19 protein-coding genes are annotated in these 17,103 nt (G+C 61.7%); all 19 read right to left on the bottom strand.

Annotated features, from left to right (window positions below):
- Positions 1–124: 124 nt before the first annotated feature.
- Complete coding sequence (locus tag EYV96_RS16310) at positions 125–562, bottom strand: hypothetical protein (protein ID WP_131152632.1); 438 nt, start codon at positions 560–562, stop codon at positions 125–127.
- A gap of 379 nt (positions 563–941) precedes the next feature.
- On the bottom strand, positions 942–1,310 hold the full coding sequence (locus EYV96_RS16305) for an HPF/RaiA family ribosome-associated protein (protein WP_131152631.1): 369 nt from the start codon (positions 1,308–1,310) through the stop codon (positions 942–944).
- Between the two features lie 49 nt (positions 1,311–1,359).
- Positions 1,360–1,488, bottom strand: coding sequence for a hypothetical protein (locus EYV96_RS19040; RefSeq protein WP_276320324.1), 129 nt, complete (start codon positions 1,486–1,488; stop codon positions 1,360–1,362).
- Positions 1,489–1,717: 229 nt separating this feature from the next.
- Positions 1,718–2,209, bottom strand: coding sequence for a hypothetical protein (locus EYV96_RS16300; RefSeq protein WP_131152630.1), 492 nt, complete (start codon positions 2,207–2,209; stop codon positions 1,718–1,720).
- A 387-nt stretch (positions 2,210–2,596) separates the two neighbouring features.
- Entirely contained in the window at positions 2,597–3,091 is a 495-nt protein-coding gene (locus EYV96_RS16295) for an STY0301 family protein (protein WP_131152629.1), read from the bottom strand.
- 132 nt (positions 3,092–3,223) lie between these two features.
- A complete protein-coding gene (locus EYV96_RS16290) occupies positions 3,224–3,577 on the bottom strand; it encodes a hypothetical protein (RefSeq protein WP_131152628.1) in 354 nt (117 codons plus the stop codon).
- Positions 3,578–3,864: 287 nt separating this feature from the next.
- Positions 3,865–4,485, bottom strand: a complete 621-nt coding sequence (locus tag EYV96_RS16285) for a hypothetical protein (protein WP_131152627.1) — start codon at positions 4,483–4,485, stop codon at positions 3,865–3,867.
- Entirely contained in the window at positions 4,482–4,832 is a 351-nt protein-coding gene (locus EYV96_RS16280; RefSeq protein WP_165488710.1) for a tetratricopeptide repeat protein, read from the bottom strand. The genes EYV96_RS16285 and EYV96_RS16280 overlap by 4 nt, the downstream gene beginning before the upstream one ends.
- Before the next feature lie 41 nt (positions 4,833–4,873).
- On the bottom strand, positions 4,874–5,344 hold the full coding sequence (locus EYV96_RS16275) for a hypothetical protein (RefSeq protein ID WP_131152625.1): 471 nt from the start codon (positions 5,342–5,344) through the stop codon (positions 4,874–4,876).
- Positions 5,345–5,416: 72 nt separating this feature from the next.
- Entirely contained in the window at positions 5,417–6,016 is a 600-nt protein-coding gene (locus EYV96_RS16270) for an ankyrin repeat domain-containing protein (RefSeq protein WP_165488709.1), read from the bottom strand.
- 316 nt (positions 6,017–6,332) lie between these two features.
- Positions 6,333–7,472, bottom strand: coding sequence for a GNAT family N-acetyltransferase (locus tag EYV96_RS16265; protein ID WP_131152623.1), 1,140 nt, complete (start codon positions 7,470–7,472; stop codon positions 6,333–6,335).
- Entirely contained in the window at positions 7,469–9,016 is a 1,548-nt protein-coding gene (locus EYV96_RS16260) for an oligosaccharide flippase family protein (protein ID WP_131152622.1), read from the bottom strand. Before EYV96_RS16260 ends, EYV96_RS16265 begins: the two co-directional genes overlap by 4 nt.
- Positions 9,017–9,040: 24 nt before the next feature.
- Positions 9,041–10,780: a hypothetical protein gene (locus tag EYV96_RS16255; RefSeq protein ID WP_131152621.1), complete on the bottom strand. Its 1,740-nt coding sequence runs from the start codon at positions 10,778–10,780 to the stop codon at positions 9,041–9,043.
- On the bottom strand, positions 10,773–11,765 hold the full coding sequence (gene galE / locus EYV96_RS16250; protein ID WP_131152620.1) for a UDP-glucose 4-epimerase GalE: 993 nt from the start codon (positions 11,763–11,765) through the stop codon (positions 10,773–10,775). Before galE ends, EYV96_RS16255 begins: the two co-directional genes overlap by 8 nt.
- Positions 11,762–12,598 (bottom strand): alpha/beta hydrolase family protein, encoded by an 837-nt coding sequence (locus EYV96_RS16245; RefSeq protein WP_240732627.1) that lies wholly within the window; start codon positions 12,596–12,598, stop codon positions 11,762–11,764. Before EYV96_RS16245 ends, galE begins: the two co-directional genes overlap by 4 nt.
- Positions 12,595–13,389 (bottom strand): alpha/beta fold hydrolase, encoded by a 795-nt coding sequence (locus EYV96_RS16240; protein ID WP_131152619.1) that lies wholly within the window; start codon positions 13,387–13,389, stop codon positions 12,595–12,597. Before EYV96_RS16240 ends, EYV96_RS16245 begins: the two co-directional genes overlap by 4 nt.
- Positions 13,386–14,711, bottom strand: coding sequence for an outer membrane beta-barrel protein (locus EYV96_RS16235; RefSeq protein WP_131152618.1), 1,326 nt, complete (start codon positions 14,709–14,711; stop codon positions 13,386–13,388). Before EYV96_RS16235 ends, EYV96_RS16240 begins: the two co-directional genes overlap by 4 nt.
- A gap of 50 nt (positions 14,712–14,761) precedes the next feature.
- A complete protein-coding gene (locus EYV96_RS16230) occupies positions 14,762–15,550 on the bottom strand; it encodes a P-loop NTPase family protein (protein WP_131152617.1) in 789 nt (262 codons plus the stop codon).
- Entirely contained in the window at positions 15,547–17,091 is a 1,545-nt protein-coding gene (locus EYV96_RS16225; protein WP_131152616.1) for an XrtA system polysaccharide chain length determinant, read from the bottom strand. Before EYV96_RS16225 ends, EYV96_RS16230 begins: the two co-directional genes overlap by 4 nt.
- Positions 17,092–17,103: the final 12 nt, after the last annotated feature.

Here is a 17,103-nt window from a genome sequence, read left to right as displayed (position 1 = left end):
TTCTGCAGAAGGAGGCCGTGGGTTCGCACCGAATTCAGGCAACCATCCAGGCCGAAGTTGGCCGCGCCATCCAGACTCAGCCACACGCTAGACCCCAGAAAAGTGCGATGACTCCTTACTCAGTTCATGGCCTGGATGCGGGTGCTACCGGCGCAAGTCTCGGATCTTTCGGCCAGATAGCAGTACACCCCGATTCACTGTAGTGAATCGGTACATCAAACGTTCTTGACGGTGCGGCTTTCATCTGCTCGCGCGAAACTACATAGAAGGCCGACTTGCTCGCCGATTGACATGGCTTGTAGTAGAACTCGTAGGTACCGCGCGGCTCCAGTTCAAATGACACGTAGCCATTCTCATCGGCGTGGCCTTCAGTCACCTTATAGCGCACTGCGGTAAATATGTGCTTCGTCTTCCAACTATAAACTTCAACATCCTGCTGAAAGCTCGGAGAGCCGCCATCGTCATTGATAAGGTGAACCCGAACTTCCTTAGAATTGGCTGCACACCCAGCCAAAAGTACGGCAGCGACACAAAACAGTTGACGAAGCTTTCCTTGCGTCATCGATGATCCGCCTCAATGCAGTAGCCTGTGCTTCAGATCGTCTCGTGACGTCACCGCGCCGTTTGTTGACGTGCACGAGCCCGGAGCGCGCAATTGAGCGCACCCGTGCGGAAATCTGCTCACGTTTTCCCCATTTCAGTTCAAGGGCAGAACTTCCCTAAGACGACGAGTCTCGGTAATCCACTCCCGTGCGGCATATTGGGAATTGGCGACCATTTTCGCAAGTACCTGCGCCAACCTACCGGCTCTCAGCTGGGGGGCTGCCGTGGCAGCTGGGTTTGGTACATACCGGTCGGCAAGTCGTCAGCCCTGAGCATCGGGGGAATCCAGGAGATGATGGCTCACCCTGCCGAGTACGAGTGGTCGGTCCACAATTCGATCATTCGCCAGAGAAGATTGAGGTGAGGGCAACGGTAGGCTCACCCAAAGTTCCATACATAACCCAGCTAGAGAAGAGATTTCCACACTCTTCGACCATTAAGTCATTTCGAGAAACCATGAGCTGGAGCAGGTCGATTTCGTGATCCATGCCGTTAGTCATGGCGAATGCACTGTGACCGCCATGATTACGAAGCTTAATCTGAAATCGCTGATTTCCTCTATTGGCCACGAACACGTGACATGTCAGGGACAACACCCGATCGTCGAACTGATCTTCCAATTTGCTGAGATCAAAACCACGCGACGTGAATTCGACCTCATATGCATTACGGGCTTTCAAGAGTGTGGCCAGGTCGATCTCAATCATGCTCACCTCACAGCGACTAAGGGGTCAGAACCTGAGCTTTCCCCACGTTTCACGGCATCGCTGCCATCTCATTCAACACGATGACATGGCGTTCGCTACGCAACAGCCAGCGAGCCATGTCGGCGTAGATCTTCTCGCGATGATTATGGAGATGCCGATTACTCTGCAACTGCGCCATGCGCGCAACTCTATCCAATCAGAGTGATCGCATCTGGTTGATAGGACTTGCCGGAACGTGGGGAAACCTCAGGTTCTGACCCCTTTGGTCGGCAACGACTGCACAGCAGTCTCAGCTACCAAACGCCGGTCGACTACGAGCACAATCGGCCGGTGGCTTAATTAGCCCGTCCGAGATATCGGGGGTGGCTTATTCTGACCCCTTAGATTGCTCGCCTTAGATTGACCAGTTACTTTGGAAACCCTTTCTGACCCTCCACAAAGTAGTATTCGATAGTCTCTGTAGATCTATCAGTGAACTTCATGGCCAGAAGTCCCAAGTCATCTGAATAAGAGAATGTTGCGTTGTAGAATTCTTGGCGAGACGCAATAAACCACACTCTGCGCGATACACCAAGTACCCGAATGACTCCCTCTCCAAGTACATGGAAGGAATCACCGTCCGATATCCAGGACCGCCCTTCATATAGCTTGTCCTTGGGAACGACAAAATGGATATTGTTGGTCCACAGACAAACATAGTCTGACGGACGCTCGCAGTTTCGGAACGTGGAAAACGTGTGACCTGCTGAAATACCTCTCTCTACCATATCGATAACGAAGCCGGACTGGCCGTTATTGAACGATTGTGGCGTGGCAAAGTTGACGTATCGGTACTCGAGACCGGATTGCGGCGGCGATGCAGCAGCAAGAAGCGCGGCAAATACAATCCCTATGATCATTGCTGAGGATCTCCGACTGTCACGATGCGGAACCTAAGGGGTCCGAACAATTTTCCGACAAGAATTGGCTGACAGGAACTAAGGGGTCAGAACACTTTCCTGGACCGGCCAAGCTTTCGTAGACACATCTGAGGCCATAATGGATGGCAACGACAGAGGTGACTACGAAAGCTTGGCCGGTCCATTTGCCACTTCATCTTCTGTGCATTCACATCACCAGCCGCTCCATTCCGGAAACCGCAGGGCCGGATCACTGCTCTTGCAGCAGGCCTTGGGGCCGAAGCGATCTCGGGCAAGCATCCAGGTCTAAGTTGGCCGCACACCCACATGCGACCACACGGTCGACCGGCAAAAAGTTTCCTGACCCTTCAGCCCCCATCGATGCGACTATTGGCAGGCCGCCTGCATCGTCTTCCTTCCATCAGTCGTTGACTTCGTCCATTTCGCAGAGCACTGCCGCACTTGAGGCTCAATCCTTTTGCTCAATAGGATTTTTGATCCTTCATAGATGCATTGCATCCAAAGCTCAGCATCACCTATGGGTCCCACGAATTTCCAGCTTGCTTGACCTTCGCGGTCGATTGCCGGCTTGAGTGACGCATTGTCGCTGCGATCTTGATGCAACTCGCCTTCAACGATGATTACACCCCTCAATGGTCTGTTGGACCTCGCTTCAGCGGCATCCCAACCAGGTGACGGCTCCTGTCGCCTCTCGGTGATGTCTATGGATTCTGGGCAGGATTGGGCAAGCGCGACGTCGGCGAACAACGGGCCGAACGCCAGAACCATCAACCCAAGGGCCTTTGCAATGCGAGAACTATTCATTGCAATCCATCCTACAAAGAGTATGAACCGGTAATCTTTGGCATGGTTGCTGGGCATAGGAAACTGCTTGCTCTCCTTGGCAATCGGTCGTTCCCTAACTGTCCGTCCGACGCCTTTCATTGTCTTCCACTGGTCGACAGGCTTGGTGCTGCCGCATTGAATGGTTTGCTCAGTCCGTAGAGTGTTTCCTCACCCAGGCATCGGCAAACACTCCACGATCTCAATCGCATCGCCGGGAAATACCGTAAAGTGCGGATGCCCTTCAAACAGCCTGGCCGCCGCATCCAGTGTCTCAGCGCGAACCACGGTATAGGCCGTGAGGTTGTTGCGTGTGCTTTCGATGCCGCTCTTTGATGTCCGCAGCGTTTTGCCCAGCGGCGCACCGGTGTCGATGATGGATGCCTTGTTCGCCTCCACCCAGGCCGACCACGCCTTGATGCCTTCCTGCTCGCGTACCTTGCGCTCGTCTTCGCTCAGGTCATTCCATCCGGATGCTTTGAACGACGCTTCGTTGCCGAGATAGACCGCCAGAAACTGTTTCATGATTCAGTCCTTGCTGTATGTCGGGAGCTCTCGAGCTTACGCCGCTGCTTTGAATGTTAAAGAACATTCGAATGTTCCCGGCGCACCTGGCTACAAGTCACCCAATGATTTGTGCGGCTATTCCGCGACGGCAAGTCCGCAAGTCACAAATGGCGGGAGCATTTGCCAGAAGTCGATCATGAAGATACCCACCAAACGAATCATCGCGATCCACGTGATCGCGATGATTCGTGCGCCCCTTGACCGAAGGCGGGCAGCGGTGTTTTGTCCCATGTCGTGATCTTCAGTCAGTTCCTGTCGCCAGATGCAGCTTTCGCCCGGAGCAATTCACGCTCGACGTAACCCCAGGGCAGCACATCACCATAAAGGTTGCAGACCCTGAATTCCTCCGATCCCTTTTGCACCCGGCACAAGTCGGCTGACACCGCTTCCTTGACGCCGTAAAGGTCCAGTCCTTTCATGATGACCCACGGCTTGCCGCCTTCCAGCAGATCCTCGTGGACGATGGGATAGAACACGGTACCGATGTCGCTGCGAACCCAGCTTGCGCCTTGGCATCCCTCGTCAGGCTGGGCGAGCTGGTCGCCGGCAATGAGGTAGTCACCGTCCACCATCGCACCCACCAGCGCCATGAATTTGCCCGGGTTCGCTGCCTTACCTTTGTACTCGGTGGTCGTGCTCACCTCATAGCAAACACGGTGATTGCCAAGCAGCGTTGCCCGTTCGATATGGACGCGCGCGACATAGCTATGGACGTCGACGAGGCCTTTGATGCCCTTGGGAAACATCTGCGGTGTGGTACTGGCATGAGACAACGCCAGGACCAGTGTGAGCAAGATCAATACTGCGAAACGCAGCGAACCGAAGTAAGTCATGGCGGCTCCTTGCCGACAGGCAAACTCGTTCATCCACGTACCCCTTCCAACGCATCCAGATACGCCCGCGCATCCTCATCCCCAAGCGCATCAGCCCGCTTGAACCAGTAAATCGCCCAACGCGGGTCATCGTGTTCGAGATAGCTCAAGGCGAGGTTGTGCGCACCCTGCGAGCTCCCTGCCTGCGCGGCGCGTTTCAGCCACTGGCGTGATATCCCTTCGTCCTGATCGACGCCCATGCCGTATGAGAAGGCAACGCCAAGATTGACCTGCGCCTCCACGCTTCCCATGGAAGCGGCGCGGCGCAGGAGAGATATTGCCTCCTCCATCGCGCCCAGCTCCTCGAGATAGCACGACGCTTCGAGGAAGCATCGAGCCATGGTTGCGCGCAACGTGGGTGGAACGCTGGACTTCGGGCGCTTCATGGCGCAGGGCCCGAAGGCGAGCGACTCACCTTTCGGCAGACTTCATCATCGATCGCATTGAGCAAGACGTCATCGCCATCCTGACCGGGCAACCAGTTCAGCGTATTCCCGCCCCGGTCTCTCCAATACTCCAGCTGAGCACCGATCAGGATGGATACGAAATCGCGGTCATTGACCGAGACCATGCAAGTGAAGTCTCTGTGCGGCCTCTGAAGTGAAAGTTGCATCCAATGAGGCATGATCTCAATGATCATATCCGCGGCCTCGGCGATGCCTTGGGGTGCCTGGTCAGATAGCTTCTCAACCGAGAACCAGGCGCAGCTGTCGAGAGGGAGTTGCCCGTCTGGTGCAACGGCCACGAGCTCCGAGTAGGGAACAGGAAACGTCATGCTCTTGATCTCGCACGCCTGTGCGCGCGCGCCGATGGCAAGAACACATAGCACGACCGCCGCCAATAACCTTCGCATGGCTGTTGCTCCCTGTTTGCCTGGCTTCCGCCACTCGGATCGACGCCATGGCCAACCCTTGCCGTCTGGATCTTATGCAGGGCTTACCGCGTTGCGACAACGCTCGGCTACCCGAACCGGATCGACCGTCGTCTTGAGTACAGCCTCGTACAAATCGCTGGTGCCAGCGCGCGCGCCCATCTTGCGCACGCCGTCCATCTCGTCCTTGTCCGGCTGATAGCCCATCTGCATCAGCAGCATCGCGGCGTCGATATGGCGGTCCACCAGCGCCAGGCGCACATTGCCCATCTTTGTATTTCGGAGGCTGACATGGGCGCCGTAGTCGGCTATGAGGCACATCAGGTCGATGCGCCCGTGTTTCGCCGCTTCCGGCAAGAAGTACCAGCCCTGGTAAGGAGCATCGGGAGACACACCCGCTGCCAACAGCAGTCGAATGGCACTCTCGTTGCCGTTTTGGATGGCACCATAAAGCGCCTGCTGGCCTTCTTCGTCGCTTACGCCCGGTTGCCGCAGTCGCAACAGGGCAACATCGAAGTAGCCCAGGTCGATGGCGTAGGCAACGGCACTGCGTTCCGGGGGCGGCAGCAGCCGGGTGTCGCCGCGGAGGATGGCCGCACGCCACCCCGCATCGCGGGACAATTCAAACTTGGGCTCGGTAGCGAAGGCCCCCATGGCCAAGCCGGCGCACGCCAGCACTATCCACTGCTTCCACTGCATAGTCCCTCCCCCAAGGGTTGTGGAGCGCCGCAAGGGCGCCCGTCCTGGCCCCCATAGTGCCTAGTCTCGTCACTCCAGGCCAGTGCGGTGGCGGCGCATCGCGGTGGACGAATCGTCGGGTGCGGACGGCCTACTCAGTGAATTTGGCTTGCGCGACGGCTCTGGACGTTAGCCCTGACAGGCTACCCATCGTGCGGAACGGCCGCGCGCAGCGCCCCCTGAAATGACGTCAGGCAAGAAGCCGCAGCGCTTGCTGACCGATCGCCCTGCGTCAGGCAGGGACCGCCTTCCCCACGTCCTTCTTCACCATCTTGCGCACCTTCCTGTACAACCAACGCACCGGCCCCACCACCTGGAACCGCAGCATAGGCACCACGCCACGCACCAGGTAGAGCGACCCGCAAGGCACGTCGCGATTGGAGAAGACGCGCTTGTACACGTTGTCGCCGTAGCCGAAATCCAGCGGCTCATCGGGGAAGCGGGCGACGATGTCCTGGATGGTCTGGAAGACGAGGGAAGAGCCGACGCCCATCGCCGTATAGGCCTCGTCGTAGCCGATGTCGTCGAACTGGTAGCGGTTGCCCAGACGGTAGCCGTGGACATAGGCAATGGGGCGGTCGCCGACCATCAGTACATGGCCGATCACGCGGTGCGCGCGAGCCAGGGCGTGGAAGAGACGCATGCGCGGCAGCAGCTGCCAGTCGAGCGGGCGCTCCTTCGCATGCCAGGTGCGTGCGTAAACGTCGTTGAGCAGGGCACAGTATTCGCCGATCTCTTCCGGCGTTTCAAAGACGCGCATGCGCGCCGTGTCGCCGAGCTTGCTGTACATGTTCTTGAGGCGACGGGCGAGGTCGCTGCGGCGCCGGGAACCCAGGGTTGCCAGATAAGCATGGACCGTCGGCTGGGCGTCGATCACCCAGTTGATCTGATCGAGCAGGTTTGCGTGCACGGTACGAAAGCGCCCCCTGCCCTCGCCCATGGCCTGCGCGAAGGTGTTCGGTAGCTTGCTTTCGTCGATGCGCAGGACGTGCGCATGGCGGTCGCGGCGCAACGCGTCGACCACGGCCTTCTCGACGGCGTCGCGATGCTCCGGCATGGCGACGACGCCTTCGCCAAGCAAACGCAGCACGCGTCCGTGATAGAGCGGCAGGTGCCGCCCGGCCACGGTGAGCCGTGCGTGTTGTTTCTCGGCGATGAGCGGCGCGTAGCCAGTGAGGTGACCGTCTTCGTCGCGCACTACCAGAAGATGGAGACTCGCCGCCGGGCCGCGGCTCTCCAGTTCGAACAGGGCCCAGTCGGGATGCTGCACGATCCCCGACGCGGCGCCGGGCATGCGCGCCAGGTCGTCCAGTTCATCGTGGATCTCGCGCAGATCCTGCGCCGATGCCACGCACGCCACCTGCATGTTCATGGCACGCTCCCGACGCTGTGGCGCTGAAGGCTGGAGAGCCCGCGCATGAGCATGCGCCCCGGGGCCCCCAGCCGACCGGCGATGCTGCCGATCAGGCGCAGGTCGTCTTCATTCCAGTAGCGCACCAGGATGCTGCAAGGCAGGAAGACGGCGACGAATACCAGCGCCCCCACCACGAAGCCGAAATGGCCGGGCACGACTTCCACCACGGCCACGCCAAGCGCCGTCGACAACACCGCCACGACAGCCAGTCGCGCCATCGCAGTCCACGGCACGGCACCGCGTGCCAGGCGTCGCAGGTAGTACGTCGACATCAGCAGCTCGGTCAGTCGCGTACCGGCATAGGTGAATACCGCGCCCTTGAGGCCGAACATCGGCACAAGGATCAGGCCAAGCACGATGTTGACTACCATGGCGACGACACCGATGCGCACGCGATCGTCCTGCCGGTCGACCACGGTCTGGAAGGCGCTGATGCCATTGAGCAGCAGCAGCAAGCCCGCCAGCACCAGGAAGGTTTCGATCGCGGGGATGGCGTCGATGTACTTGGTGCCGTACATCAGGGTGACGATCTGACGCGTCGTGATCAGGCCCAGCCCGGCAATCATCAGCCCCACGGCCCAGTAAAAGCGCGTCGCCTCGGACAGGAAACGCGCGGCGTGCTCCTGGCCTTTTTCGCCGAAGGTCTTGGCCATGTAGGGCAACAAGGTGGTGGTCAGGCCCACGGAGAAAAGCTGCACCGCGCCGCGCGTGAGCGTGATGGCGATGGAGAAGAAACCCACCGCCACGGACGTGGCAAAGGTATTCAGCAGAAACACTTCCACCGTACCCGCCTTGCAGGCCGCCAGGATCACCAGCACCGCCGTCAGCTTGAGGTGGCGCGTCAGGCGCGTGTGCATTTCCCCGGGCACGGGGCCTGCAACGAACGGCGTGCAGAAATGCCGGAACGCCATGCGATTGATCAGGTTAAGCAGCAACTGGGAGATCGCGAAGATCGCGACAAACGCCAGCAGCCCCGCGTGGAAGACCGTCGCCACGGTCACCAGTGCAATGCCGATGAATCCGGTCAGCACGGTGGAGATGGCTTCCGGCTCGAAACGCTCCTGGCCCTTCTCGATCGCCACCGTCATGGCGAAGTTGGCCTTGGCCACCGTGGCAATAACGACCAGCACGATCACCGGGAAGAGATTGCTGCGCCATTCGACGGGCTGCAGGATGGCGATGACACCCAGGAAGCCCGCCATCACGATCATCGAACTGACGTGCTGCACGCGATTGAGATTGCCGGCCAGGTGGGAAGCCACGCTCATGCTGCCCGCACCCTCGGCTTCGGCAATGAATTTGGTCGACGAGGTCGTCAGCGCATGGTTGCTGCAAGTGATCAGCCAGCTGCACAGCCACACGGTAAAGGCGTACCGACCAAAATCCGCCGGCCCCAGCGCGCGCGCGATCCACACGCTCATCACCAGGCCGAGCGCGTACTCGATGTAGCTCGACACGGAAACGATGGTGATGCTGCGCAGAACGGCGAGGCGGCGACTCATGGGGACGGACTCACGTGGACAGGCTCATGGGGATTGCGCCGCCAGTTGCGGCAAGGGATGGGTCAGGCCGCTGCCGGCAGGCTGCCGGATCAGCCACTGCACGACGCCGGCGCCGCGGTTGTTCCAGTTGAAGCGGCGCAGGGTGTCGCTGGCGGCGGCGCATTGGGAACTGTACGAGCCGCTGAGCTTGTCCAGGCGACGCTTCAGGGCCGCGGCTTCTTTGGGATCGCTTTCGAAATACCAGGCTGCCGCGACGGGCAGCGTCAGTTCGACGTTGTGCGCATCGCTGTACCAGCCGTCGGATTCCTGGATGGCCATCAGCGCCTTGTCGCTCGCATGCGCGGAAGACCAGTACCAGGCAATCTGCCCGTTCTCGCCCGCGCAACCGCTGCGCCAGTCATGCGGGTTCACCAGCAAGTCGGTGTCGATCCAGCCGAAGCGCTCCAGATAGCGCCCAAAGCCGGTGATCATGGGCGGGATGCGCTTGTCGCCCGTGGCGAGCCAGGCGTGCCACAGGCCATCGATGATGTTCTCGCTCATCCACGGCGACGATCCGCGCGAGTCGGTCGCCGGGTCGTAATGATCGTCCTCGTGCATGCTCCAGCTATTGCGCCAGGAGCCGTCGTCGCCAAGCCCGTCCGGGTTGTGGCGCTGGTGCTCGGACAACCACCCGACCCGCTTGCTGATGTCATCCAGGAACCGGCGCTCGCCGGTCAGCTCGTACGCACTGACCGTCGCCAGCAGGCCGAGGCCCGCAAGACGCTCCGTGAAGTACTGCGTGGCCTTTTCGTACGGGCCCGGTCGCGGGTTCCAGCCGCCGTTGTTCCACAGCGCCATCATGTTGTCGACGGTGCTTTGATCGTGGTCGGCGTCGTTGCCGGTCAGGGCGACGGCCAGCAGGATGGGTTCGATGTAGATGTACTTCACGTCGCAGGGCTTGTCGCCAAAAGTGAAGCCACCCGCGCAGATCGGGCTGATCGGCAGCGCGCCCCGCTTGATGTATTTCATGTAGAAGCGGTAGCTCTGGTCGGCGGCCTGCAGGTAATCGAAACGACCCGTGCGGATATAAGCCTTGAACAGCGTCGAGGGCCGGTCGAACAACCACGCCGAGGCATCTTCCGTCGGCAGCTTCTGCGCCCATTTGAACTGCGCATCGACATAGGCGGCGTACGCCTCGCCGGGCGATACCGGCAACTGCGGCCCGGCGATCAGCGAGGCGCACAGCCATGCCGGCGTCAGCGTCGCCAGTACGGCAGGCACGTGCAGGCCTTGCGCGCCATCGACCAGCCCTGCCGTGTACGGCCAGCCGGACGCGTCTTTCTGGCGAGGCTTGCCGATGGCGAAGTAGTAGGTTTTCTCCGGGCCGTCGAGCTGCGCATGGAACTGCGCGCGCACGGCGCGGATGCTCTGATCCCGGAAGTACCACGTGAGCAGGGGCTGCACGGAGGTCGGCACTTCCTGGCCGGACTCGTCGAGGATGCGCAAGTCGTGCGGATCCCGCAGCACGCCGGGCGGGAACGGAATGCCCGCGGAAACCATCACGTCTTCGGCCGTGCCCGCATTGCGATGCAGGACGATGCGTTGCTCCGGCAGCAGTTCCGGCGAAACAGGGACGGGCTGAAGGTTCGTCACATGATCGCGCCCCCGATGGGCCGCCTGCGCGCCGCCGCATAGCACCAGGATTGCCAGACACACCATGCAGCGTACCCACACCGCCATGCCACGGGACGCAAAGTCGCTCGTGGCGGCGAAACCGTTACGCATGCTCGGCCCGTCGTGCGAGTTGCTGCTCCCAAAGGAAAGCGGTGCGAACGATGAAATCGAGGTCGTCATAACGCGGCTGCCAGGCCAGCGCATGTTGCAGGCGCGTGGAACGGGCGATCAGCATGGGCGTGTCGCCGTCGCGGCGCGGCTGCTCGACCACGTTCATGCGCGCGCCGCTGACACGCGACACGGCGTCGATGACTTCGCGCACGCTGTAGCCATGGCCGTAACCACAATTGAGCGTGAGCGACTTGCCGCCTTCGCGCAGATGGTCGAGTGCGCGCAGATGCGCGGCCGCCAGATCTTCCACATGGATGTAGTCGCGGATACCCGTGCCGTCGGGCGTGTTGTAGTCGGTGCCGTAGATCGCCAGGCTCGGGCGCTTGCCGATGGCGTGTTCGCAGGCCACTTTCACCAGCAGCGTGGCGTGCGGGGTCGAGTGACCGATGCGGCCTTCGGGATCGCAGCCGGCGACGTTGAAGTAGCGCAGGATCACATGCCGCATCGCGCCGGTGGCGCAGTAGTCGCGCAGCATGGTTTCCGACATCAGCTTCGAGGTGCCGTAGGGATTGATCGGCTGGGTCGGCGTGTCTTCGTCGGCGATGCCGCTTTCGGTCATGCCATAGACGGCCGCCGTCGATGAGAAGATGAACTTGTCCACGCCGGCGTCGGCGCAGCAGGCAAGCAGGTTCTCGGTGTTGCAGGTGTTGTTGCCGTAATACTTGAGCGGATCGCGTACGGACTCCGGCACCACCGTATGCGCGGCGAAGTGCATCACGGCATCGATGCGGTGTTCGTGAAGCACCTGCGACACCAGCGCCGGGTCGCCCACGTTGCCGACGATCAGCTCGGCATCGCGCACGGACTCGCGGAAGCCGGTGGAGAGATTGTCGATCACGACGACGCGTTCGCCGCGCGCGGCCAGCTGCTGCACGACGTGACTACCGATGTACCCGGCTCCGCCGGTAACCAGAACACCATTCATGGCGAGGATCCTGCATGGGCAATGGGGAAGTTCTGCTCCAGCCAGCCCTGGACGCGATCGACCAGGCGCGCCCGGTCCTTGACCAGCACGTAGGTGTGGTCGATCTCGCGATGGAAGCTGGTGGTGACGTTGGGGGTGCTCATGGTGCGACCGAAGCATTCGCGGAACTGGCGAACGTGGTTGAAGTACATGCTGATGCCGCCGCTGTAGATCAGGCAGAGCTTCATTCCCCGCTCCACCATGCCGGCGTAGTCGGCCCGCACCACGGGTAGCGGTGACGGTGGTGGCTTGAAGACGATTTCGCTGCCCGCCGATTTCATTGTCGTAGGTGCCGTTTTCCGGCCCAAAAGACGCTTCCAGCGATCGACCTGAAGCACCGACGGCAGATACCGGCGGATGCGGTAACCGAGGGTCCGGTAGGCATAGCCGTCCAGGAAGATCGCGCCGACCACTTTATCGTCGACGCAGGCCACGGAATGGGCGTTCTGGGCGCCCGAGCAGAGGCCAAACAGGACAAACCGCGTGCAGCCGGCCTGTTCCTTGAGCAGGGTCATGGCGTCATTCACGTCGGCGCAGATCTGCTGCAGCTTGGTCTGCGACTCCCCGCTCGACCCGCTGTCGCCAATCGTCGACTGATCGAAGCGCACCGTGGCGTAGCCGCTCTCATTGAGGCGGCGGGTGAGATCAACATGCAGGCGGAACGGCCCCACGCGATGCACCAGGCCGGCATTGAGCACGATCACGCCCACGTTGCTGGCGAAGCTCGCCGGGAAGCCCGCAATCCCGATCAGATGCTGGGCCCGGCCAAAGCGGAAGGCGCGCTCGCGCATCATGCCGCCCCCCGTAAATGATGCGTCACGCCCTGGATCAGGGGATGCGAAAGGATCGCCAGCTCAAGACGATGGAGGTCGCTCCACGGCGTGGGCGCCAACGGCTTGACCTGGGTGGGTCCACCTTCACGCATCGGCCAACGGTGCTTCGATGTCTCGGGCAACGAATCGAACACCAGCGAAGGCGACAGTGCTGGCTGCAGGTGCAGGCGCTGGATCTGGCGACGCAGCGCGCCACTGACGGCAAAGCCGGTCCACTGTTGTTCGACATCGGATTCGCGACGCGGGCGCGTGAAGCGCGTGGCGTCCTGGCGCAGCGCCGCCTGCAACTCATCGAGTTCCTCGACATAGGCCGGGCCATCGATCACCGGATCCCAGGCCACAACATCGGCAAAGCCGGCATCGGGCGCGGCGGCAAGCGCCAGACTGCCACCCAGGCGCGCGCCGAAGGCCACCACCGACTTCACGCCACTGCGCATGCGCAGCTCGGCGGCGGCCGTAATCGTGTCGTCGATGCAACGCTCCCAGTCGACTTCATCGCTGCTGCCTGCCGAATCACCGGTGCCGAAGTAGTCGAAGCGCAGCACCGCGAAACCCTCTTCCGCCAGCGCATGCGCAAGCTGGCGATACAGGCGGTGGCAACGGATGTAGTCCTGGCCCAGCGGCGGGCACAGCAACGCGGCGCGCCGGGCCCGGTCGTCCGATGGATGGTAGAAACCGAACAGCTCGCCGTTGCGACCGAAGAAAAACGGCGTTTCCAGCGGCAGCTCGGCATGGGAAAGCTGTGCACTCATCGCTGATACACCACGCCGAAGTAGATCGTCGTCTCGTGGTAGCTCTGGCCGACGAACGTACTGTCGCGCCGCTGGTGCGTGACTTCCGCGCGCCAACTCCAGTTCTGCGCAAACTGGTGGGTCAGGTCGATGCCATAGCGATAGGTTTTGTCGGTGCGGTCGAGCGTCGAATAGGTCAGGCGCTCCGCATCGACGAAGCCGGACAGCGTCAGGGTGGGGCGGATCCGGTACTGTCCGCTCACACCAACGCTGCCGCCGTGCTGGTCCAGCGTGTGGTCGTTGATGTAATCAAGATCGCGCCAGGCGGGTGTCAGCGACAGACTGAAGCGTTCGGTGCGGTACTCGTAGGTCAAATCGAGTCGCTTTTCCAGGTACACCTGCGAACTCACCACCACGTTGCCGACGCTGATGCCCTGCATGGTGCTCAGCGCGCTGATCTGGTTGGGCAGCGTGCCGACCGCTCGGTTCGGTGCCTGCGCCATGTCCTGCGCGGCATCAGCGAACTGATAGGCGCCGGCGAAGATGAAGGTGTTGTGCTGCGAGGCCCGCCAGTTCGCCGAGAAGCGCGCAATGGGTTTGGAGTCCGAACCGTTCTGATCGAAATTGATGCGCGACCAGCCGAGCATGGCGTCCAGGTCCAGGTCTTTCAGCTGGCTCGTGTAGCGACCGTAGATCTCGTAGCGGTTGTAGTCCGGGCCACTGGTGCTCTGGTCGAAATTGGTGTGCTGCGCTTCCATGTTGAACGACAGCTGGTCGGTCTGGCTGAGGTCGCGATAGAAGCGCAGCGCGCCGACCCCACGGGAGGAGTTGAAGTCCTTCACCTTCGACGCATAGCTGTTGACGTAGCGCAGCTCCGCCTGGCCCGTCATCGCCTCGCCCATGCGGAAATGCAGGATCGGGCCGATGGCGAAGACGTTGGTCTGCTGCTGGTTGTCCGGCGCGTTGGACACGAGCGAGTCCACCGGCTGCACGCCAGCGTAGTCTTCGGTCAGCAAGTCCAGGCGCTGCGGGATCATGGTCCAGTTCACCTGGCCGGCGAGCTGGCCCTGCAACTGGTTATCGAATTTCCCGTGCAGGTAATCGCGATACTCCACGGTGCCGGCGACGTTGGCCTGCACGGTGGAGCCCTGTTGCAGGTACGTGAAGTTGGCACCGGGCGTCAGTACATCCTCGCGGATGCGGTTGGTGTCACTCAGCGCGATGTTGTCGCTGTGCTCCACGCCCACGTAGAGCTGGTAATTGAATTGCGCCGCCCTGGCACTCCCTGCCGCGGCCAGGAGAGCCAGTGCGATCGAGCGTGCGAGTGTGCGCGACGCAAGCATGTAGGTTCCCCAATGGCAATATCGTGTTGTTCGGTCGATGGCACGGACGATCAGGGAACGTGGTTGAACACGACGCCCGCCATCTTGGCCGGATCGAAATGCGTTACCGCCTGGCTGATCGCTGCGGGCGTGTCGCGGCCGTAGCCGGCCACGACCACCACGAAGTCCGCCAGGTCCGAAAGAATGCGTGCGTCGGGCGAGCCCTTGATCGCCGGGCCGTCCAGGAACAGGTAGCGATCCGTGTAGCGCGTACGCAGCTGGTCGAGCACGGCGGACATGCGGAACGAGGAGAAATACTCGCCGCTGTTCTCGTGCACGCGACCGGCCGGAATCAGGCGCAGATGCGGGATGCCCGTGTGATAGACGATGCGCTCCATGCCCAGCACCGGGTGCTCGAGCAGGTCGACCAGGCCACCCGCCGTCGGATCGACGCCCAGGGCTCGATGCTGGTTGGGATAACGCAGGTTGCAGTCGATCAGCAGACTGGTCTTGGCCTCGTCGAAGGCGAAGGCTGCCGCAAGGTTGCGCGCAACGAAGCTGCAACCCGAACGCGGGCTCACCGATACGACGAGCGTGACGAAGTTCTGCGTGCCGCCCAGCCCGAGCAGGCGCGTGCGGATTTCACGGAAGGCATCGGAGTGCGGACGCACCGACGCGTCGCGATGGATCAGGCGACGCTCTTCCAGTTGGCGAGGCGCCAGCAGGCCGACGTTCTCCTGCATGCGGGCGATGCTGTGGCCGGCGGTCGGGCGCTTTTCCAGGTTGCGCGCGGCCGCTTCCAGCACGCTCTCGATGCTCTCGGGCAGGCTGCGGTCGTTGGATGCGTCGTTGCTGTTCATCGCTTGAGCCTCAGCCAGAGAATGGCCAGGTAAACCACCGCCACGCCTACCACCGCGGCCACCATCATCAGGCTCTGCAGGCGGTCGCGACGGCGGTCGCGCGGCGTGGGATAGAAGGGAATGGTCGCCAGCACGGTCAGGCCGGTGTCGTGTTCGAGCTTCTCGACCGAACGCACGCGCGGGTCGAAACGCACCAGCGCAAACAGCAGGCCCAGCGGGATCGCGATCGCCAGCGCCATGCCGGCCGCACCGAAGTGCAGGAAGCGCAGGCCCGACGGGGTCAGTGGCATCACGGCGGGGTTCTGGATCAGGAACGTCAGGCCACGCTGCTCGGCGTCGAGGTTCATCGACACGCGGGCGTTCTCGCGGCGCTTGAGCAGATCCTGGTAGACGTCGCGGTTGACGGTGTAATCACGCGTCAGCTCGGCGGTGACATCCTCGGAGTTGGCAATGCGCTTGCTGCGCTCAAGCTCCGCTTGAAGCATCGATTCGCTGGCTGACAGGCGCGCCGAGGCGGCCGCAGCATCACCACGCACGGTGACCAGCTGCGTCTTCATCTGCTGATACACCGGATTGATCTGCACGGCGCTGTCGACCGGCGTGGGAATGCCCTGCGCCTGGGCGGCCTGGCGGTTGGCGTCGGCCGAAATCATCTGCTTGCGCAGGTCATCCATCTGGTGACGGATGCGGATCACATCCGGGTATTCGTCGGTATACGTGAGCAGCAGCTTGTCGAGCTGCGACTGCAGTTCCGCCAGGCGGCTCTGGTAGATGCCGCCCGTCGTCTGGATCGCGTTGACTTCCGATTCGCCGCTCAACTGGCCACTCAGCGATGCTGCCTGCGAACGACGATCCATCGCATCCATGCGTGCATTCTCGATCTGCGTGCGCAAGGTGGCGATGCGGGCGTTGGTGTCCGCTTCGCTGCCGGGACGCGCGTCAGGATTGCTGTCGCGGTACGCCTTGAGCTTCTCTTCCGCATCGGTGAGCTTCTTGCGATACGCATCCACCTGGTTGTTGATGAACTCGTAGGCTTCGCGGCTCTCGCGCTGCTTGGACGCCAGGCTCTCGCTGATGAAGAGCTGCGCGAACGTGCGCGTCACGTCGTACGCACGCTTGGCATCGGAATCGAAGTAGCTGATGGTGATCAGGTTGTCGCGGGTGGTCTTGACCTGGGTGCGGCCCTTGATCCCTTCGATGATGCGGTCCTGCTCGATCGGGTTCGGGTTGGTGGACATCCAGCCACCCTCGGCCAGTATCTGGTCCATCACCTTGCGGCTAAAGATCACGTCGCGCGCGATGCCGGCGCGGTTCTTGTTGCCGGTCGTGGATGCCGCGCCTTCCAGGATAGGCGTGATGATGCTGCTTTCCTGGGCGAGGATCGTGGTCGATGCCTCGTACTTTTTCGGCCACAGCATGCCGGTGACCAGCGCCGCCAGCGCGATGGCGGCGAAGACCAGGGCCATCGCCAGACGACGACGGCGACCTTCGCTTACCAGCGCCGGAACGATGTTGCCAAACGGTGTGAGTTCGCCATTCATGGCACCCCTGCC

Origin of the sequence: Dyella terrae (assembly GCF_004322705.1) — a bacterium.
Classification (GTDB): domain Bacteria; phylum Pseudomonadota; class Gammaproteobacteria; order Xanthomonadales; family Rhodanobacteraceae; genus Dyella_D; species Dyella_D terrae.
Note: the sequence above shows the minus strand (reverse complement) of the source record. Positions and strands in the feature narration are given on the sequence as shown.

Excerpts from the sequence above, each read along its gene's own strand:
- EYV96_RS16305 (WP_131152631.1), bottom strand. The coding sequence starts at position 1,310 with ATGATTGAGATCGACCTGGCCACACTCTTGAAAGCCCGTAATGCATAT.
- EYV96_RS16260 (WP_131152622.1), bottom strand. The coding sequence starts at position 9,016 with ATGAGTCGCCGCCTCGCCGTTCTGCGCAGCATCACCATCGTTTCCGTG.
- EYV96_RS16225 (WP_131152616.1), bottom strand. The coding sequence starts at position 17,091 with ATGAATGGCGAACTCACACCGTTTGGCAACATCGTTCCGGCGCTGGTA.
- EYV96_RS16230 (WP_131152617.1), bottom strand. The coding sequence starts at position 15,550 with ATGAACAGCAACGACGCATCCAACGACCGCAGCCTGCCCGAGAGCATC.
- EYV96_RS16255 (WP_131152621.1), bottom strand. The coding sequence starts at position 10,780 with ATGCGTAACGGTTTCGCCGCCACGAGCGACTTTGCGTCCCGTGGCATG.
- EYV96_RS19040 (WP_276320324.1), bottom strand. The coding sequence starts at position 1,488 with ATGGCGCAGTTGCAGAGTAATCGGCATCTCCATAATCATCGCGAGAAG.
- EYV96_RS16280 (WP_165488710.1), bottom strand. The coding sequence starts at position 4,832 with ATGGCTCGATGCTTCCTCGAAGCGTCGTGCTATCTCGAGGAGCTGGGC.
- EYV96_RS16285 (WP_131152627.1), bottom strand. The coding sequence starts at position 4,485 with ATGAACGAGTTTGCCTGTCGGCAAGGAGCCGCCATGACTTACTTCGGT.
- EYV96_RS16235 (WP_131152618.1), bottom strand. The coding sequence starts at position 14,711 with ATGCTTGCGTCGCGCACACTCGCACGCTCGATCGCACTGGCTCTCCTG.
- EYV96_RS16310 (WP_131152632.1), bottom strand. The coding sequence starts at position 562 with ATGACGCAAGGAAAGCTTCGTCAACTGTTTTGTGTCGCTGCCGTACTT.
- EYV96_RS16270 (WP_165488709.1), bottom strand. The coding sequence starts at position 6,016 with ATGGGGGCCTTCGCTACCGAGCCCAAGTTTGAATTGTCCCGCGATGCG.
- EYV96_RS16265 (WP_131152623.1), bottom strand. The coding sequence starts at position 7,472 with ATGAACATGCAGGTGGCGTGCGTGGCATCGGCGCAGGATCTGCGCGAG.
- galE (WP_131152620.1), bottom strand. The coding sequence starts at position 11,765 with ATGAATGGTGTTCTGGTTACCGGCGGAGCCGGGTACATCGGTAGTCAC.
- EYV96_RS16300 (WP_131152630.1), bottom strand. The coding sequence starts at position 2,209 with ATGATCATAGGGATTGTATTTGCCGCGCTTCTTGCTGCTGCATCGCCG.
- EYV96_RS16275 (WP_131152625.1), bottom strand. The coding sequence starts at position 5,344 with ATGCGAAGGTTATTGGCGGCGGTCGTGCTATGTGTTCTTGCCATCGGC.
- EYV96_RS16290 (WP_131152628.1), bottom strand. The coding sequence starts at position 3,577 with ATGAAACAGTTTCTGGCGGTCTATCTCGGCAACGAAGCGTCGTTCAAA.
- EYV96_RS16240 (WP_131152619.1), bottom strand. The coding sequence starts at position 13,389 with ATGAGTGCACAGCTTTCCCATGCCGAGCTGCCGCTGGAAACGCCGTTT.
- EYV96_RS16245 (WP_240732627.1), bottom strand. The coding sequence starts at position 12,598 with ATGATGCGCGAGCGCGCCTTCCGCTTTGGCCGGGCCCAGCATCTGATC.
- EYV96_RS16295 (WP_131152629.1), bottom strand. The coding sequence starts at position 3,091 with ATGCCCAGCAACCATGCCAAAGATTACCGGTTCATACTCTTTGTAGGA.